The organism is Micromonospora sp. NPDC047670 (genome assembly GCF_043204915.1).
Lineage (GTDB): Bacteria > Actinomycetota > Actinomycetes > Mycobacteriales > Micromonosporaceae > Micromonospora.
On sequence record NZ_JBIDDA010000022.1, the window covers coordinates 1 to 14,746 of the forward strand.

The following is a 14,746-nucleotide window of genomic DNA, read 5'->3' on the forward strand; positions in this document are numbered from 1 at the left end:
CACCCCCCGGATCATCCGTACGACAGGGGCAGTAAGTCATACCGGGCCGGGCGACCGAGGGTCCCCGGCTGGGGACGATCAAAAAGGTAACGGGGAGAGAGAGAGAGAGAGAGAGAGAGAACGCGCTGCCGGGCGGGACGTGCGGCCGGCCGTGATCGATGCATGGTTCACACCGAAGAGGTCACTGGTTCAACCCCCAGTATCGCCCACCATAGATGGATGCAGGTCGGAAGCCCGTTACCGGAACCACCGGTAAGGGCTTTCGCCGTCTTGCCCCTTGGATTGGAAGCAGATTGGGAGCAATGGCGATTGGCTCGTGATCCTGACCTGGGGAAACGCGACGCTCCTCCATGGACTGCCGGCATGCCCATCGCCGACGTCGTGGGCGCAACCGGTCGGACGCGAGTTCATCCAGACGGCCCGGTTCGCAACCTGGTGGGATTGCTGGAAGATGACTTACCGCGACGGGTGGTCCCGCCGGCGGCGGACCGCGACGGCGACCCCGGTCAGCACAGCCCCCGCGACCGGCAGCCCGCCCGACAGCACGAAGGGGCTCAGATACGTCGAGGCGAACCCGTCGCTGTCGGCGTAGGCGCTGCTGGCCAGCAGGATGAAGAACAGGGCGACGCCCACGACCAACCCGGCAAACCCGCCGACCAGGCCGATCGCCCACGCCGGCGTCGGATACCGGCGGTCGTATGCGATCTGGGCGGCGGCGGGCGCGGCGAGCTTCCAGTCCGCGCCCCGGCGCAGCTCCCAGATCCGGCGCAGTTGGTCGACCTCGGCGGGCAGGGCCGTTACGAGGCTGTGGTCATTTACGTGTGGCAGGTCGCGCTTGCCACCTGCGGCGTCGTACACCACGGCCACCTGCATCGGCGGCCGGGTTCGGCGCAGTTCGATCTCGATGCCCTGCACGTCCCGCCACGCGATCTGACGTGTGCCGGTCAAACCCACGATCGTCACGTGTGCGTCGTCGGCGATAGTGGCAGTCCGATAGACGGACCGGATGGCGTAGCCGACCACCGCGGCAAACACGAGGGCGACCCCGATCGGGGCGATAACCGGTACGTCGTCGTAGCTCGCGAATCGGACGACCAGGAGCACCCCGACGAGCATCGCGGGGACCAGCACGAACCACACCTCGTGCCCCGAATTGCGGTACACGCGCCGAAATTGCGTGTTCGTCACGGTGACCACAGTATCCTGGCGCCGCTCAACACGGAATGCTGGTAAGAGGTGCGTCATCAGGTCCAGAAACGGCGTCTGACCCCTGGTCAGGGCGCTGAGCGTCGGTGGATCGAACCCGATTGAGGCGGCTTTTCGCATAGATGAGTCATGATGGCCGGTCATGGCGCCATCGCTGGATCTCGATGAGCTTGTCGAGCATGGCCGGCGGCGAGCTTCCATGCGGCGTGTCGGGCGAGGTGGGCGCGCAGGCTACAGGCACTTCGAGACACTGCCTAGCTGCAGGGCTCGTGGGTGACGACCGGTTTCGTGGACTGGCGTCGGGGCGCGAGCAGCCCGGCGCCGAGAGCGGTCACGGCGGCGGAGGCAGCGGGCAGAAGGAGGGCTGTCTCCAGACTCGTGACAATGGCCAGGGTGCCGATCAGGCCGGGGCCAAGGAAGCTGCCCAGGTAGGCGACGGTAGAGACTCGGGCGACTGTCGCCGCCGGAGACTCGTCGTTACCGGCCGCCCGGTGGGCGGCCTCGCCGAGGATAACGGGGAGCGTCACCGAGAGGCCGAGTCCCAGCAGGGCGAAACCGGCCAGTCCGGCGACGGGATGGCCGATCAGGAGGGCTGTACCCAGACCGGTGGCCGCGAGCAGAGCGGCGCCGCGGACGAGCGGGGCGGCGGCGATCCGCTGGCGGATGTGGTCGCCTACGAGTCGCCCGACTGTCATGGCGGTGAGGAAGATCGCGACACCGCTGGCGGCGAGGGCGTCGCTGCCGCCGAGATCGTGCAGGTAGACGGCGGTCCAGTCGTTGGCACTGCCTTCCGCGAGCATCACGCAGAAGGCGAGGCCACCGAAGCCGAGGACCCAGTCGGCGCGGCTCGGCGCGGGCAAGTGGTGGGCAGAGGGGATAGACATGGTGGTTTGTCGGGCCGTGGTTGCGCTGGCCGCCTCGCCAGACCTCTTCCTCGCGACCTCGACCGGCGTCTCGCCCGCGTTCTCGTCCCGCGCTAGGCCTCGGGTCGACAATGACGCGGCGACCGCCCCCACCACGGCCGTCACCGTGAAATGCGACTCCACGCCCACGCCGAAATGGGCTGCGGTCGCGCCTGCGGCGGCACCGACGATGCCACCCAAGGTCAGCATGGCGTGGAGCCGGGAGAGCACCACCCGCCGGTATCGCCGCTCGACCGCCACACCATTGGCGTTGATCGCCACATCGATCACACCGTTGACGGCCGCGGAGGCGGCGAACGTGGCGACCAGCGCCGGCATCGTGGGTGCCAGCGCCATCGGGATCAAGAGCAGCGCGAATGCCGGCAACGCCGACCGCAGCGTTGTCCTGCTACCAAGACGGCGGCAGAGCACCGCACCGGCCTGGAGACCTACCACCGCGCCGCCATTGAGCCCCACCAAGGCCACCGCCAGCTCTCCATCACTGAGTGCGAGCCCGTCCTGAAGGGCCGGCAATCGCGCCATGGAGGTGCTGAAGATCAGACCGCACAGGAGGAACGCGACCGCGACCGCCGCGTACGGGGACCGGAAACGCATCGCCATACCATCCTCTGAACTGGTTCAGTCTTAACTAGTTCAGACGTTACCATCGTCGCATGACCGATGCCGAGCGGAAGCGCACCGGAGGAGGGCGCCCGGGCCGGGGCCTCACCCTGGCCGACGTGGCGCGGGCGTTACAGGTCTCTAAGGCGACGGTGTCGAACGCGTACAACCGGCCGGACCAGCTCAGCGCGCAACTGCGGGAGCGGATCCTGAGCGAGGCGGCGCAGCTGGGCTACCCGGGGCCGGATCCGATCGCGGCCACCTTCAGCCGGCGCCGGGCCGGTGCAATCGGGCTGGTCTTCGACGACCCGCTGACCTTCGCTCTCGTCGACCCAGCGGAGGCGCTCTTCGTCACCGGGCTGGGCGACGTATGCGAGCAGGCCGGTGTCGGCCTGGTCCTCATCCCGCGGGGTAGCAGCGACGACTTCGTTCAGCGGGCGGTCGTGGACGGCTTCGTCCTGCACTGCGACCTCGACGGCGACACTCGCGTAGACGCAGCGATCGGGCGGCGGCTACCGGTGGTCGTGGTGGACGGACCGGCGCGGACCGGCGCGGGGCATGTCGGGATCGACGACCGGGCCGGTGCCGCAGCGGCGGCCCGGCATCTGATCGACCTCGGGCATCGGCGCATCGCCGTCCTCGCGCTCCCACTACAGGCGGACGGCCGGTCAGGGCCGGCCGACGCGATGCGACAGCGCAGCGCCCGGTTCCATGTCATCCGGCAGCGGCTCGCGGGCTACCGCGACGAGCTGACCGCGACCGGGATCGACTGGGCCGATGTGCCAGTGGTCGAGTGCGGACCGTACAGCCGAGAGGCCGGCTACCGAGCCGCCGGCACGCTGCTCGACGGCCCCAGCAGGCCGACGGCGTTGCTGGCCGCCAGTGACGAGCTCGCGCTCGGCGCCCTGCTGGCCGCGGCCGAGCGGAGCATCGCCGTGCCGGAGCAGCTCTCGGTCGTCGGGTTCGACGACGCACCAACAGCAGCCTGGGCCACCCCCGCACTGACCACCGTGCACCAGCCGCACTACGACAAGGGGCGTGCGGCGGCCGAACAGCTGCTGAAACCAGCGGGGCGGGCGGAGACGATCCTGCCCACCAGGCTGGTGATCCGCGGGTCCACCAGCGCCCTCACCTAACCGGTGGCGAGGCCAGCTTCGCGCCGCGTTCGAGCCGTCGTCGTCACAACCGAGCAGCACGACGAACTCCTCGCTGCCCACCTGGGCCATGGTTTCGGCGTGGCGTAGGAGCACGCTCGGCCAATAATCGTGAGCGCGAAACTAATGCGTCCGCACATCGACAAATCTGCGCACTGTCGTGCGGCGGCACCAGCATGACCGGGTCCCGTTTGGTGGTCCATCGGCCGTGAGAGCGTGCGGCAGGTGCTGTTCGGTCGGGGCCGGGTCGAGTCGCAGCGGTGGGTGGCGTTTCGCTCCACTACGGCTTCTCCGCATTCTGCTGCCTGCCAGGCACAGCGCGGCGACCCACACGGAAAGCAGCAGACCGCTCCCGCGATGGCGTCAAACAAGGTGCCGATCATGAGGGCCCGCCGAGTGGCGCCCGGAGAAGCTGCAAGAAGTCGTGCAGGAAGCTGCCGGCCACGGCAACCGCTCCAGGATTCTCGTCGAGCCCGCGCTGCCCGAGGCAAAGCCGTGTGCGCCGACGCGGTGCGGGTGGACTACACCAGCCTCAACGGCGGCGATCCCGCGGTGTTTGCGGCACCTACCGGTTCGACCTGCTCCGGGCCAGCGGTGCCTGGAAGATCAGCGGCATCGTCATGACCGCCACCGGTCACCCCGGCGGCCTCCGGCCCGGTCGCCGGGGTCGCCGGGGACCAACTCCTCGGGCCCATCGCCGCGTCGTCGAGGCTGTCAACGACGAGGACCTCGACGCACTGGTGGCTGCGTTCGCCCGGGACGGCGAGGTCGTCGACGTGGGCCGCCGGTTCGCCGGGCGCGAGGCCATCCGCGGCGACGAGTTGTTGAGCGTCGTCGACTGCGGCCTGGAATGCGCAGGTGTCGCCAGCGATGGCGTGGCCGTGCGCGCGTTGTACCGCCGCGAAGGCTTGCACCTGTGCCCCGCCACTGCCGCTGCGTCCAGCCGCGCGGGCAAGTCCGAGCACGCGATCGCAGTCGACGGCGTTAGCCGCGCGTTGCGCCATACGGCCGAACACGTAGGCGGCGAACTCCGCGTCGCCAGCCTCCTGCGCCAGGGTCAACGCCCGGGCGAGCCACCACTCGCCAGAGGCACGGGAACACCGCCGGTACGCAGGACCTCATCGCAGCGTTCCCAGAAGGTGCGGTACGGATGCTGGCGCCCGACTTCGGTTTTCGCGAGCGAGCCGGGCGATGCGCCGTATGGCCGCGTTCAGGTCCTCGGCGTGCGCGGCGAGCAGGTCGATGGCCTCTCGGACGTACCGCCAGGCGGCCGTGCCGCTGACCGCGAAGCCGCAGGCCGACGGGTGATGGGGTCACCGTTACCAGATGGGCCAGGGCGAGTGGTGCATGCCGGCCGGCGTCGAGGCGCCGCCACCGGCCTACCGGGAGCCTCCTCCTACGTCGACAGACTCTTCCCCACGCCCACCGTGACCAGGCCCATCTAAGCGCTCTATGATCTTGAAACAGCCGTGACCAGATCACTGACGCCGTGAAACCAGCGCTCGCAGTATGCTCGTACCTCTGCACGTCGGAGGTGAGATGCGCGGCGCAGTCGGCGATTACCCGAGCAAGCGACTGGGTCATCGGGTACGCGTGGAGCGTCTGGGCAACAAGACGATTCACACCTACGTTACCTTTCCCATTCCGGTCCGTAGGCCGGCTCATGGCACCAGCGTGTCGGAGCTGAGCTGCGGCGAATGCGGTACGCGCTTGCGCGTTCGGGTCCGCAATGCCGCAGGCACGAGATGGGCGCGCGGGGTATGGCTGACCGCGGCGGTGCCCAGCATCCTCCTCACCGCCGCTGCCATCTTCGTGTTTGTCCAGTTCGACCGTCCGCCTCCGGACAACAGGCCCTACGTCACGCCGCTGTGGGTCGAGCTGTCCTTCATACCGGCCGGTCTCGGGATTGCCGCGTTCCTGCTCTGCGTCCTCATGTGGTGGCACACAGACGGAGTCAGGTTGATATCCAATCGGGGCTGGGAACACCAGCTGGTCTATGCCAAGCGCAGGAAGGGCTGAGCTGGTGGATCAGCTCACCCCCTGACCGGCGGCCAGCAACGCCGTGGTGCTGTTGGACGGCAGCGCCGCCGCGAGCCGTAGGTCCAGGTCGTGACCATCCAGCGATGCCACCAGGTCCGCGGAGGTCGTCACCACCTGCGCGTAGCCACCGCTGTGCACATCGTCAGGGCGGCGACCGGCTGCCCGACGCACAATCCTTCCACGCCCTCGCCGAGCGCCCGGATGTGGCCGGAGACCTCGATGCCGGGTACGAACGGCAGCGGAACGTCCACCAACCCTTGCCGGTAGAGCACCTCGGCGAAGTTCGCGCCCGCGTGGGCCACGGCGATGGACACCTATCCCGGCCGGGCTCGGGAGTCTCGACCTGGTCGAGACGCAGAACGTCGACGCTGCCAAATGCGGGAATCGTGATTGCCTTCATGATCCCAGCGTGCGCACCCGGGCGCTGTCGAGGCAGTGTCAGCTTATCCGGGGTGTGCCGCCACCAGGCTTGCCACCTTCTGTCCGGTGGCGGTGTCGGGGTGGGGAGTGTGCAGCACCACGTTGAGGTCCGCCCGATCCGGCAGCCGGAAGAGCGAGTGGTCGAACGTGAGATCCCCGGCGCGTGGGGTGGGTGACCGCCTTGATGCCCTGGGAGCGAGAACGGACGTTCGACCGCGCCTACAGCTCGGCGAACTCCGGGCTGGCCGCGCACAGCTCCGCAGCGATCTTATGAAGACCGGGTCCCGCCGTAGCGGGCCGCACTGGCGCGGGAGTCGGCGACCATGTCCGGCGCGAACTCGTGCCACTCGGTGAACCGGCTGCGGTAGGGCGGGATCGCGGCGTACCCGGCGAAGCCGCCCCCGCGATCGGCGCGGTGCGGTCGGGTCCCCGCGCTGCGGACAAACGGCGGCGCGGAGAGCGAGGCATCGGCTCTGCTCAGACGACGGTGGCGGGAGTCTGCGGGGCCGCCGGGGTGGGATCGGCGTACGCGGCGGCGACCGTGGCCCGGTCGAAGACCCGCCAGGTCGCCGCGATCACCGCGAGGGCGACCACGAGCCCCACCCAGTAGGGCGCGGTCAGCCCGAACCGGGTGGCGACCACCCCGCCGAGCAGCGCGCCGAGGCAGTTGCCGCCGGCGGCTATGAACAGGTTCGTGCTGCCCACCCGGCCCTGCAACGCGGCCGGGGTCAACCGCTGCCGCAGCGAGTTGGCGACGATGTTCCACAACGCGCTGTGCACCCCGAAGGCGAACAGCGCGACCCCGACGACCACCGCGCTGCGGGAGGCGGCCAGCGCCAGGTGCAGCCCCGCCTCCACCAGCAGGCCGATCCGGATGGTCCACGTCGCGGTGACCGCGGCGACGAGCCGGTCCCCGACGGCCGAGCCGAGCAGCCCACCGACCGCGAGGCAGGTGAAGAGGGCGCCGTAGCCGACCGAGCCGAGGCCCAGCCGTTGCGTGGCGAGCAGCACCAGCACCGCGAGGGCCGCGGTGAGGGTGAGGTTGAGCAGCCCGATCAGCAGGGTCATGGTGCGCAGCAGCCGCTGGGAGAGCAGCCAGCGGAACCCCTCGGCGACCTCCGCGCGTACCGAGCGGCGTCCGCCCGGCTCCGGCGATCCGCGGTACGACCCGGCCATCAGGCCGACGAGGACGGCGCTGAGGGCGTACGTGCCGGCGTTGACGGCGAACGGGATGGCGGCGGCCACCACGAAGAGGAACCCGCCGAGCGGCCCGGCGACCATGTTGTGCATGACCGTGGTGCCCGCGCCCAGCCAGCCGTTGGCCCGCTCCAGCCGCGACCGGGGCACCACCGCCGGCAGCACCGCCTGGGCGGCCGTGCGGAACACCACCTCACCGGCGTTCACCACGAACAGCACGGCGTACAGCAGCGCCACCCCGGCCACGCCGGTGACGATCGCGCCGGCCAGCACCAGCAGGGCGGCCACCCGCACCCAGTCGATGGCGATCATCAGCCGACGCCGGTCGACCCGGTCGGCGAGGACCCCGCCGGGCAGCGAGAACAGCAGCCACGGCAGCCACGCCACCGCCGCGCCCGCCGACACGACCAACGGGTCGTCGGTCCGCGACGCCACGTACAGCGGCGCCGCCACCGTGGCCATCCCGCTGCCCAACGCCGACGTGGTGCTGGCCGCCAGGAGCCAGGTGAAGCGCCTGCCGAGTCGTTCGCTCCTGATTGCCGTCACGGCGAGCGAACCTACCAGCGGCCGCGGCTTCCGCCGACCGGGTTACGGGCCCTGGTCCGTGCGCGGCAGCGGCCGCTCAGAACAGCGTCGATGGCCCGACCGGGGTCGGCTCGGGCAACGGCTCGACGCCCGGCAGGCGCGCCCGCACCTCGTCGTGGAACCCGCGGGCGAGTTCGGGCGCGTCGGCGTTGTCCGGCGTGTGCACGAACATCGTCGGCGTGCGGCCCTCGCGCAGCCAGGTGGTCACCACGTCGAGCCACGGTTGCCAGCCCTCGACGGTCCGCGCGGGGTCGTCGCGGCCGAGGTACCGGACGATCGGCCGATCGGTCAACGCCCGCGTGCGCAGCGGCGTACGCGGCTTCCTGGTCCACGCCTCCCGCTCCGCGTCGCTGGTCGGCGGGGTGCGGAAGAAGGCGGTGGTGTCGAAGGGGATCCACTCCGCGCCGACCGTGTCGAGCGTGTCCTCCAACGTCCGCACCGCCCGGGGGTCGTCGAAGAACGCGGGGTGGCGGACCTCCACGGCGTAGCGGTGGTCGGCGGGGAGCCCGCGCAGGAAGCGGGCGAGCGAGGGTACGTCGGTGGGGTTGAACGAGCCGGGCAACTGGATCCAGAGGGCGTGCGTCCGTGGGCCGAGGGGCTCGATCGCGTCGAGGAACACCCGCAGGTCCTCGTCGGCGCCGGTGAGCCGGCGTTCGTGCGTGACGACCTTCGGCAGCTTGAGCACGAACCGGAAGTCCGGGTCGGTCTGCCGGGCCCACGACGCCACCGTCTCCCGCCCCGGGGTCGCGTAGAAGGTGGTGTTCCCCTCGACGGCGGTGCACCATTCGGCGTAGGCGCGCAGCCGCTCGTGGGCGGGCAGCGGGTGCGGCAGGAAGCGCCCCTGCCAGGACTTGTGCGTCCACATGGCGCACCCCACGTGCAGGCGCATCGGAACCTCCCACCCCGCTCCGCCCGGCTCGGGGCGAGCCGAGCCCCGAGTACGGTAGCCGGCCGGGGCCGGCCGTGCCGAAGGCAGGAGACGACGGCCGTGCGGACCACGTGTTGTCGGGGGAGTGACGCCGATGGCGCGGCCGTCAGTCGCCGAGGAGCCGCACGCCAACGTAGGCGGTGCCGGCCACCAGGAGCCAGCTGGCCATCCCCAGGGCCAGGGTGCGGCCGCCGGTGCGCCGGAGGGTGGGCAGGTGGATGCCGGTGCCGAGCCCGAAGAGCGCGGCGACGAGTAGGACATGTTGCACGTGACGCGCGGCGGCTGCCGGCCGGTCCGGGATCAGCGGGGTGCTGGCGAGGGCGACCGCGACGAGGAACCCGACGAGGAACGGCGGCACCGCCGGCGGCCGGCGGTGCGGTGCGTCGGACACCCCTCCCGCGGCCCGGCGCGCGGCGAGGGCCACCGTGGCCACGAGGGGCGCGAGGAGCGCGACCCGGGCCAGCTTCACCGTGACGGCCGTGTGGAGCGCGCCGGGCACCTGGTTGGCGGTGGCGACCGTCTGCCCGATGTCGTGGACGCTGGCGCCGACCCATTCGCCGAACGCGACCGGGTCCAGGTCCAGCGGCCCGCGTAGCAGCGGCAGCAGGACGATGCCGAGGCTGCCGCACAGCGTGACCAGCGCCACCGCTGCGGGGGCGTCGTCGTCGTGGTGGTCCGTCACCTTCTCCATCGCCGCGATCGCCGAGGCGCCGCAGATGGAGAAGCCGGTGGCGACCAGCAGCGAGCGGGCGCGGGAGACCCCGAGCAGCCGCCCGAGCAGCCGGGTCCCGGTGAACGTGACCACGACCGTGCCGACCACCACGGCGAGGCCCGCGACGCCGATCTGCGCGAGGTGGCCGAGGCTCAGCTGTAGGCCGAGGAGCACCACCGCGAGCTGCAGCAGGTGCCGGGAGGCCACCCGGGTGCCGGGACGCAGCGCCGGCCGGTGCGCGCCGAGATTCACCACGAGCATCCCCAGCGCCACGGCGACCGTGGAGGCGGGCACGGCCGGCAGGACGCGCGTCACGGCGAACGCCACCGCCGTGGCCGTCGCGACCAGGAGCAGCCCGGGCATGGCGCTCGCTGCCCGGCGCGGTCGTGACCCGGGTTGCCGCGGTCGAGCGCCCTCGTGCCGGCGGTGAGCGTCGCGTACGGCCAGGGTGGGCCTGTTCCGGTCTCCGTTGACCACGGTGCCTCCCGAGAGGTGAGATCCCCTTGACAGTGCAGCAGTGGCGGTCGGCCCACTAGGTGGCTCCGGGTGATGGGGTCATCAGGGCGGCTGATGGGTCGGCGTAGGGTGTTGGCGTGGATTTGTCGCGAGTTCCGGACCTGGACGCGCTCGAGCTGTTGCTGCTCGTCGATGCCACCGGAAGTCTCGGCCGGGCGGCACAGGCACGCGGGATCGGACAGCCGGCGGTCACGGCCCGGGTCCGCACCATGGAGCGGCTCGTCGGTTTCCCGCTGATCGAGCGGGGTCCGCGCGGGTCCACGCTGACGTCCGAGGGCCGGCTGGTGGCCGACTGGGCACGCGACGTGCTGCGGGCGGCGGCGACACTCGACGCCGGCATCCGCTCGTTGCGCGCCGAGCGGGACGTGCGGCTGCGGGTCGCCGCAAGCCTCACCGTGGCGGAGCACCTGCTGCCGACATGGCTCGTCCGGCTCGCCGCACAGCGACCGCAGACGGCGGTCAGCCTGCACGCGATGAACTCCACGGACGTCGCACGGGCTGTCGGTGGCGGCGCGGCGGACCTCGGCTTCGTGGAGGGGCCGCAGGTGGCCCCCGGGCTGGACTCACGCGTCGTCGCCCACGACGAACTCACCGTCGTGACCCATCCCGGCCATCGGTGGGCGCGGCGGCGCCGGCCGATCGAGGCCGCCGAACTCGCCGCGACCCGCCTGGTGCAGCGGGAGCCCAACTCCGGCACCCGGCACGCCCTGGAAACGGCGCTGCGCGCACACGCGCCGCTCGCCCCGCCGCTGCTGGAACTGTCCACCACCAGCGCGATGCGAGCGGCGGTGGCCGCCGGCGCCGGCCCCGCCGTCCTGAGCAACCTGGCGATCGACGACGAGTTGGCCGCCGGCCGTCTCGTGCGGGTCCCGGTGGCCGGCGTGGATCTCAGCCGCCCGCTCCGCGCGGTCTGGCCGGCGGGTCAACGGCCTACGGGACCGGCCCGGGACCTCCTCGCCATCGCGGCTCGCCCGCGTCGGGGACCGGACGGATCCGCGCGGTAGCCCGGCCGCCGAGGTCGGTGCCGCTGCCGCGGCGCAGGGTGTCACCGGCTGCGGCGAGCAGCCCCCCGTGGCGGTGGCGCCCCCGGCGGACGGCGGTCTTTCGCGACGGCGACCCGACGTCCGTGGGGGAGGCCGGGTCCGGCGGCGCGCGGATACCTTCAGCCCGGTCCCGGATCGCTGACGGTAGGTCGCGCGCCGCCCGACGTCGGCCGCGGCGCTCAGGCCAGCCGGTGCGTGGCGACCGCGCTCGAGCAGTCGGCGATGGTGGTGGGCTGCGAGACGTTGAGGGCGTCCAGCCGGGACCACCCGTTGACTCCGGTGGTGGTGTTGCGGAGGAAGATCCAGAGCGCGTTGGTGTAGGTGGCGCAGTGGACGTCGATCCCCTGGCTCGGGTATCCGAGTCCGCGACTGCCGCAGTCGACGTGCGGGTAGGCGCGGATGTTGGTCCCGTTCCCGAACGAGATGGCGCCCCCGCTGTACAGATCCGGGTGGGTGCCGTGGCCGCTGCAGTGCGCGCTGGCCGGGCTCGCGGGCATCAGCGCCAGCACCGAGCCGCTCGTGACGAGCGCCAGCGCGGACGCGATGGAGAGCAACCGAGATCGCATGTGTGACGTCTCCTCTGGATGGACGATGACAACTGTCGACAGAGGATGGCACGCGGTCGCCCCCGGGGACCGGTTCCGGCTGAACGCGGCAGCTTGGAAGAAGGCGGGCTGGCGCTGACCCCGGGACCGGGCGGGCCGCCGACTCTCCGGCGGCCCGCCCGGAGATCTCAGCAGGGGCCGTTGTCGGTCCAGACGCTCTGGCCGCTCGACCCGGGTACGTCGCCCTGGGTCCACCACCGTGCCTTGTACCGGTGACCGGCGTGGGAGACCACGGCGCCGCCGCTGTACGCGGTGGCGGCCGACCAGGCCGGCGCCGTGCACGTGCCCCCGGTCGGCGACGGACTGCCCGTCGCCGTGGGTGACGCGCTCGCGGTGGGCGACGGCGCGCCGGTGCAGGGCCCCTCGTCGGACCAGACCGCCGCGCTGCCCGGCGTCTCACCCTGAGTCCACCACCTCGCGCTCCACGTGCGCCCGCCGTGCGACACCCGTGCCCCGCCGGCGTAGGCAGTGCCGGCGGACCAGGCCGGCGCCGTGCAGGTCCCGCCGCCGGGCGGGGTCGAGCCCGTCGGGCCGGGCGACGGTGTCACCGGCTCGCCCCCACGGGCGAAGTCGCTGGCCAGTGCGTACGTCTGGCCGTCGAAGGCGAGGGTGAAGTTGGCCGGTCCGGAGATCGGTAGCTGGTAGTTGAGGGTCACCTCGGCGTGCGACCCGGGTGCGATGGCGGCCGGGACGGTGAGGCGTACCCGGTTGTAGTCGCCCTTCAGCCCACCGCGGTTGCCGCCGGTGTGGCCGGTCGACACGACCGTCAACGCCCAGCCGGACTGCTGGGTGAGGGTCGGCGTGGTGGTGGGGTAGTCGAACTCCAACTGCGCCCCCGCGGGGATGGTGCTGCCGGTGTTGTTGGTCAGCCGCAGCTCGGGGTTGATCGGGTAGTTGTTGTCGCCGAGGGCGAACCCTCCTACCGAGACGGTCGCCGCGATGGTCCGGGTGGGCAGTGCGGTGGTGGCGCGGCGCGCTCCGTACGCGGGCGCGGCGGTGAACCTGTCGTGCAGCAGGCCGGTCAGCGTGTCGCCCATCGCGTACTGGCCCTTTGCCGGGTCGTACGCGTAGTCACCGGCGAGTTCCCAGATCATCACGCCGCCGATTCCCTTGTCCACGACGTAGTCGGCCTTCGCCCCGAGTGACTGCTCGTCCTCCGTGGAGAGGAAGACGCTCTTCTGCGCGTTCCACAGCCAGGGCGCGACCAGGGCGGGGGAGTAGTGCCGGGCGTAGCTGCCGGTGAGCCGGTCGGCCGGGTCGGTGCCGGGGGTCAACCCGTAGGCGGGCAGGTAGTCGGGGGTGATGCCCTGTTCGAGGTTCTTGGCGTGCCACATCGGGTTCGCCCCGGCCGGCACCTCCGCGCCGGCGGTGTCGAGATCGTGCCAGAGATTGTCGATGCCCACGGCGCCGTTGCCGCACGGGGTGGTGGAACCGACGGAGGAGCCGGTGCCGGCCGGGCACTTCGTCTGGTCGGGCAGGGCCGCCCGCCCCCAGAGCCCGTTGGCGCCGCCGGTGACGCCCTGCCAGCCGCGGGTGTAGTACGGCACACCGATGTTGATCCGGCCGCTCGGCATCGCGCCGCGGAAGTAGTGGTACGCCCAGTCGGTGTTGAGGTATCCGATGTTGCCGTAGGCGCCGTAGACGCCACCCGCGGCAAGTTCGGCGTCGTCGCCGTTGTCGTACAGCGCGGCGTTGGGGCCGACGAAGTGGTTCCACGACCCGTGCAGGTCGTACGACATGATGTTGACGTAGTCGAGGTACTGCACCGCCTGGTGGGACTCCATGCCGCGCAGCAGCCAGCCGGACGCGGGGGCGGCGACGGTGAGCAGGTAGTACTTCCCGTCCGCGGCGGCAGCCGCGTCGAGTTTCTCCCGCAGGGTCTTCATGAGTACCTGGTAGGAGGCGTTCAGCCCGGCGCGCTTGGCGTCCGCCTGCGCGAAGTCCAGCGGGTTGCCGGCCTTGTTGTTGGAGGTGGGGTACTCGTAGTCGATGTCGACGCCGTCGAAGCCGTACGTGCGCAGGAACGCGACCACGGAGTCGGCGAAGGTGTTGATCCCCGCGGTGTTGACCGTGTTGGTGCCGGTCGTGGTCATGCGGTAGAAGCCGCCCGCGTCGAGCCGGTTGCCGTTGTCGTCGATGTAGCCGCCGGTCTCGGCCCACCCGCCGACGCTCACCAGCGTGCGGACGTTCGGGTGCTGCTTCTTGAACTTGTTGAGCAGGTTGAAGTGCCCGGTGTACGCGTACGCCGGGTCCATCTCGGCGCCCGGAACGCCTGGCCACGTCATGGCGGTGGCCGCGTTGTTCGGCGCGGTCGGGTTGCCGACGGAGATGCGGTTGCCGGCGTCGACGTGCGCGAACGCGTAGTTGATGTGCGTGACCTTGTCCCAGGGGATTTGGTTGGCGAGGTAGGCGGGCACACCGTTGCGTCCGGTCCGCCAACTGGTGAAGTAGCCGATGACGCGCCGGGAGTGGCCGTTTGCCAGGCGCTCGCGCCCGGCGGTGTCGTAGACGGTGCAGTAGGGGACGGCCACGCCCGGAGTCCGGTACAGCCCGTCGGGTCGGCACGCCTCGTCGTCGACGACGGCGGAGTGGGCGATCGGCACCGCGACCAGCGCCACCGCCGCGGCCAGCAGGCCCGCGACGCCGGCGGCCAGCAAGGTCTTCCGTGTCCGCACCGCGTCCACCTCCAACTCTTAAGAAACCTAACTATTAAGGGTGGTGTATGTATACCGGTCGATGCGGCGCCGGCGCAAGGGTGGGCAGCGATGGTGGGGCGGCCACGTCCCCCGCCGCAGGAGACGCACTCTGCCAGCGGCG

13 protein-coding genes and 2 pseudogenes are annotated in these 14,746 nt (G+C 71.4%); 3 read left to right on the forward strand and 12 right to left on the reverse strand.

Annotated elements, in window-relative coordinates; genetic code table 11:
* Window positions 1-456: 456 nt before the first annotated feature.
* Together ACGF7U_RS30250 and ACGF7U_RS30255 are read right to left on the reverse strand one after the other, a co-directional pair.
* Entirely contained in the window at window positions 457-1,326 is an 870-nt protein-coding gene (locus ACGF7U_RS30250) for a PH domain-containing protein (RefSeq protein WP_393112506.1), read from the reverse strand.
* A 134-nt stretch (window positions 1,327-1,460) separates the two neighbouring features.
* Complete coding sequence (locus tag ACGF7U_RS30255) at window positions 1,461-2,729, reverse strand: MFS transporter (RefSeq protein ID WP_393112508.1); 1,269 nt, start codon at window positions 2,727-2,729, stop codon at window positions 1,461-1,463.
* A 53-nt stretch (window positions 2,730-2,782) separates the two neighbouring features.
* On the opposite strand from ACGF7U_RS30255, the gene ACGF7U_RS30260 reads away from it, so the two are divergent.
* On the forward strand, window positions 2,783-3,865 hold the full coding sequence (locus ACGF7U_RS30260; RefSeq protein WP_393112510.1) for a LacI family DNA-binding transcriptional regulator: 1,083 nt from the start codon (window positions 2,783-2,785) through the stop codon (window positions 3,863-3,865).
* Window positions 3,866-4,404: 539 nt separating this feature from the next.
* Here the strand turns inward: ACGF7U_RS30260 and ACGF7U_RS30265 are convergent.
* The 3 genes and pseudogenes from ACGF7U_RS30265 to ACGF7U_RS30275 form a co-directional block, all read right to left on the reverse strand.
* Complete coding sequence (locus ACGF7U_RS30265; protein ID WP_393112512.1) at window positions 4,405-4,944, reverse strand: hypothetical protein; 540 nt, start codon at window positions 4,942-4,944, stop codon at window positions 4,405-4,407.
* 35 nt (window positions 4,945-4,979) lie between these two features.
* Window positions 4,980-5,084 (reverse strand): annotated as a pseudogene (locus ACGF7U_RS30270) (XRE family transcriptional regulator); the annotation flags it as partial.
* Window positions 5,062-5,287: pseudogene (locus tag ACGF7U_RS30275) on the reverse strand (transposase family protein); the annotation flags it as partial. The pseudogenes ACGF7U_RS30275 and ACGF7U_RS30270, both read right to left, overlap by 23 nt.
* 135 nt (window positions 5,288-5,422) lie before the next feature.
* On the opposite strand from ACGF7U_RS30275, the gene ACGF7U_RS30280 reads away from it, so the two are divergent.
* On the forward strand, window positions 5,423-5,902 hold the full coding sequence (locus ACGF7U_RS30280) for a hypothetical protein (RefSeq protein WP_393112631.1): 480 nt from the start codon (window positions 5,423-5,425) through the stop codon (window positions 5,900-5,902).
* Window positions 5,903-5,911: 9 nt separating this feature from the next.
* Here ACGF7U_RS30280 and ACGF7U_RS30285 read toward each other — a convergent pair whose 3' ends face one another.
* The 5 genes from ACGF7U_RS30285 to ACGF7U_RS30305 all read right to left on the reverse strand — a co-directional run bounded on the left by ACGF7U_RS30285 (window position 5,912) and on the right by ACGF7U_RS30305 (window position 10,128).
* Window positions 5,912-6,034, reverse strand: a complete 123-nt coding sequence (locus ACGF7U_RS30285; protein ID WP_393112514.1) for a hypothetical protein — start codon at window positions 6,032-6,034, stop codon at window positions 5,912-5,914.
* Window positions 6,031-6,237 carry an alcohol dehydrogenase catalytic domain-containing protein gene (locus tag ACGF7U_RS30290; RefSeq protein WP_393112516.1) on the reverse strand — a complete coding sequence of 69 codons (207 nt, stop codon included), beginning with the start codon at window positions 6,235-6,237 and terminating at the stop codon, window positions 6,031-6,033. Before ACGF7U_RS30290 ends, ACGF7U_RS30285 begins: the two co-directional genes overlap by 4 nt.
* A gap of 583 nt (window positions 6,238-6,820) precedes the next feature.
* On the reverse strand, window positions 6,821-8,086 hold the full coding sequence (locus ACGF7U_RS30295) for an MFS transporter (protein ID WP_393112518.1): 1,266 nt from the start codon (window positions 8,084-8,086) through the stop codon (window positions 6,821-6,823).
* Window positions 8,087-8,162: 76 nt separating this feature from the next.
* Complete coding sequence (locus ACGF7U_RS30300; RefSeq protein WP_393112627.1) at window positions 8,163-8,990, reverse strand: DUF72 domain-containing protein; 828 nt, start codon at window positions 8,988-8,990, stop codon at window positions 8,163-8,165.
* 169 nt (window positions 8,991-9,159) lie between these two features.
* Window positions 9,160-10,128, reverse strand: a complete 969-nt coding sequence (locus tag ACGF7U_RS30305; protein WP_393112520.1) for a YeiH family protein — start codon at window positions 10,126-10,128, stop codon at window positions 9,160-9,162.
* Between the two features lie 230 nt (window positions 10,129-10,358).
* Here ACGF7U_RS30305 and ACGF7U_RS30310 point away from each other — a divergent pair, with 230 nt between their 5' ends.
* On the forward strand, window positions 10,359-11,285 hold the full coding sequence (locus ACGF7U_RS30310; RefSeq protein WP_393112522.1) for a LysR family transcriptional regulator: 927 nt from the start codon (window positions 10,359-10,361) through the stop codon (window positions 11,283-11,285).
* A 218-nt stretch (window positions 11,286-11,503) separates the two neighbouring features.
* On the opposite strand, the gene ACGF7U_RS30315 is transcribed toward ACGF7U_RS30310, so the two are convergent.
* Together ACGF7U_RS30315 and ACGF7U_RS30320 are read right to left on the reverse strand one after the other, a co-directional pair.
* Entirely contained in the window at window positions 11,504-11,890 is a 387-nt protein-coding gene (locus tag ACGF7U_RS30315; protein ID WP_393112524.1) for a hypothetical protein, read from the reverse strand.
* 167 nt (window positions 11,891-12,057) lie between these two features.
* Window positions 12,058-14,604, reverse strand: a complete 2,547-nt coding sequence (locus tag ACGF7U_RS30320) for a glycosyl hydrolase family 18 protein (RefSeq protein WP_393112526.1) — start codon at window positions 14,602-14,604, stop codon at window positions 12,058-12,060.
* Between the last annotated feature and the right edge of the window lie 142 nt (window positions 14,605-14,746).

Bases quoted from the DNA above. Each gene is read 5' to 3' on its own strand.
- ACGF7U_RS30315 (WP_393112524.1), bottom strand. From the start codon at position 11,890: ATGCGATCTCGGTTGCTCTCCATCGCGTCCGCGCTGGCGCTCGTCACG.
- ACGF7U_RS30255 (WP_393112508.1), bottom strand. From the start codon at position 2,729: ATGGCGATGCGTTTCCGGTCCCCGTACGCGGCGGTCGCGGTCGCGTTC.
- ACGF7U_RS30260 (WP_393112510.1), top strand. From the start codon at position 2,783: ATGACCGATGCCGAGCGGAAGCGCACCGGAGGAGGGCGCCCGGGCCGG.
- ACGF7U_RS30305 (WP_393112520.1), bottom strand. From the start codon at position 10,128: ATGCCCGGGCTGCTCCTGGTCGCGACGGCCACGGCGGTGGCGTTCGCC.
- ACGF7U_RS30250 (WP_393112506.1), bottom strand. From the start codon at position 1,326: ATGCGAAAAGCCGCCTCAATCGGGTTCGATCCACCGACGCTCAGCGCC.
- ACGF7U_RS30300 (WP_393112627.1), bottom strand. From the start codon at position 8,990: ATGTGGACGCACAAGTCCTGGCAGGGGCGCTTCCTGCCGCACCCGCTG.
- ACGF7U_RS30280 (WP_393112631.1), top strand. From the start codon at position 5,423: ATGCGCGGCGCAGTCGGCGATTACCCGAGCAAGCGACTGGGTCATCGG.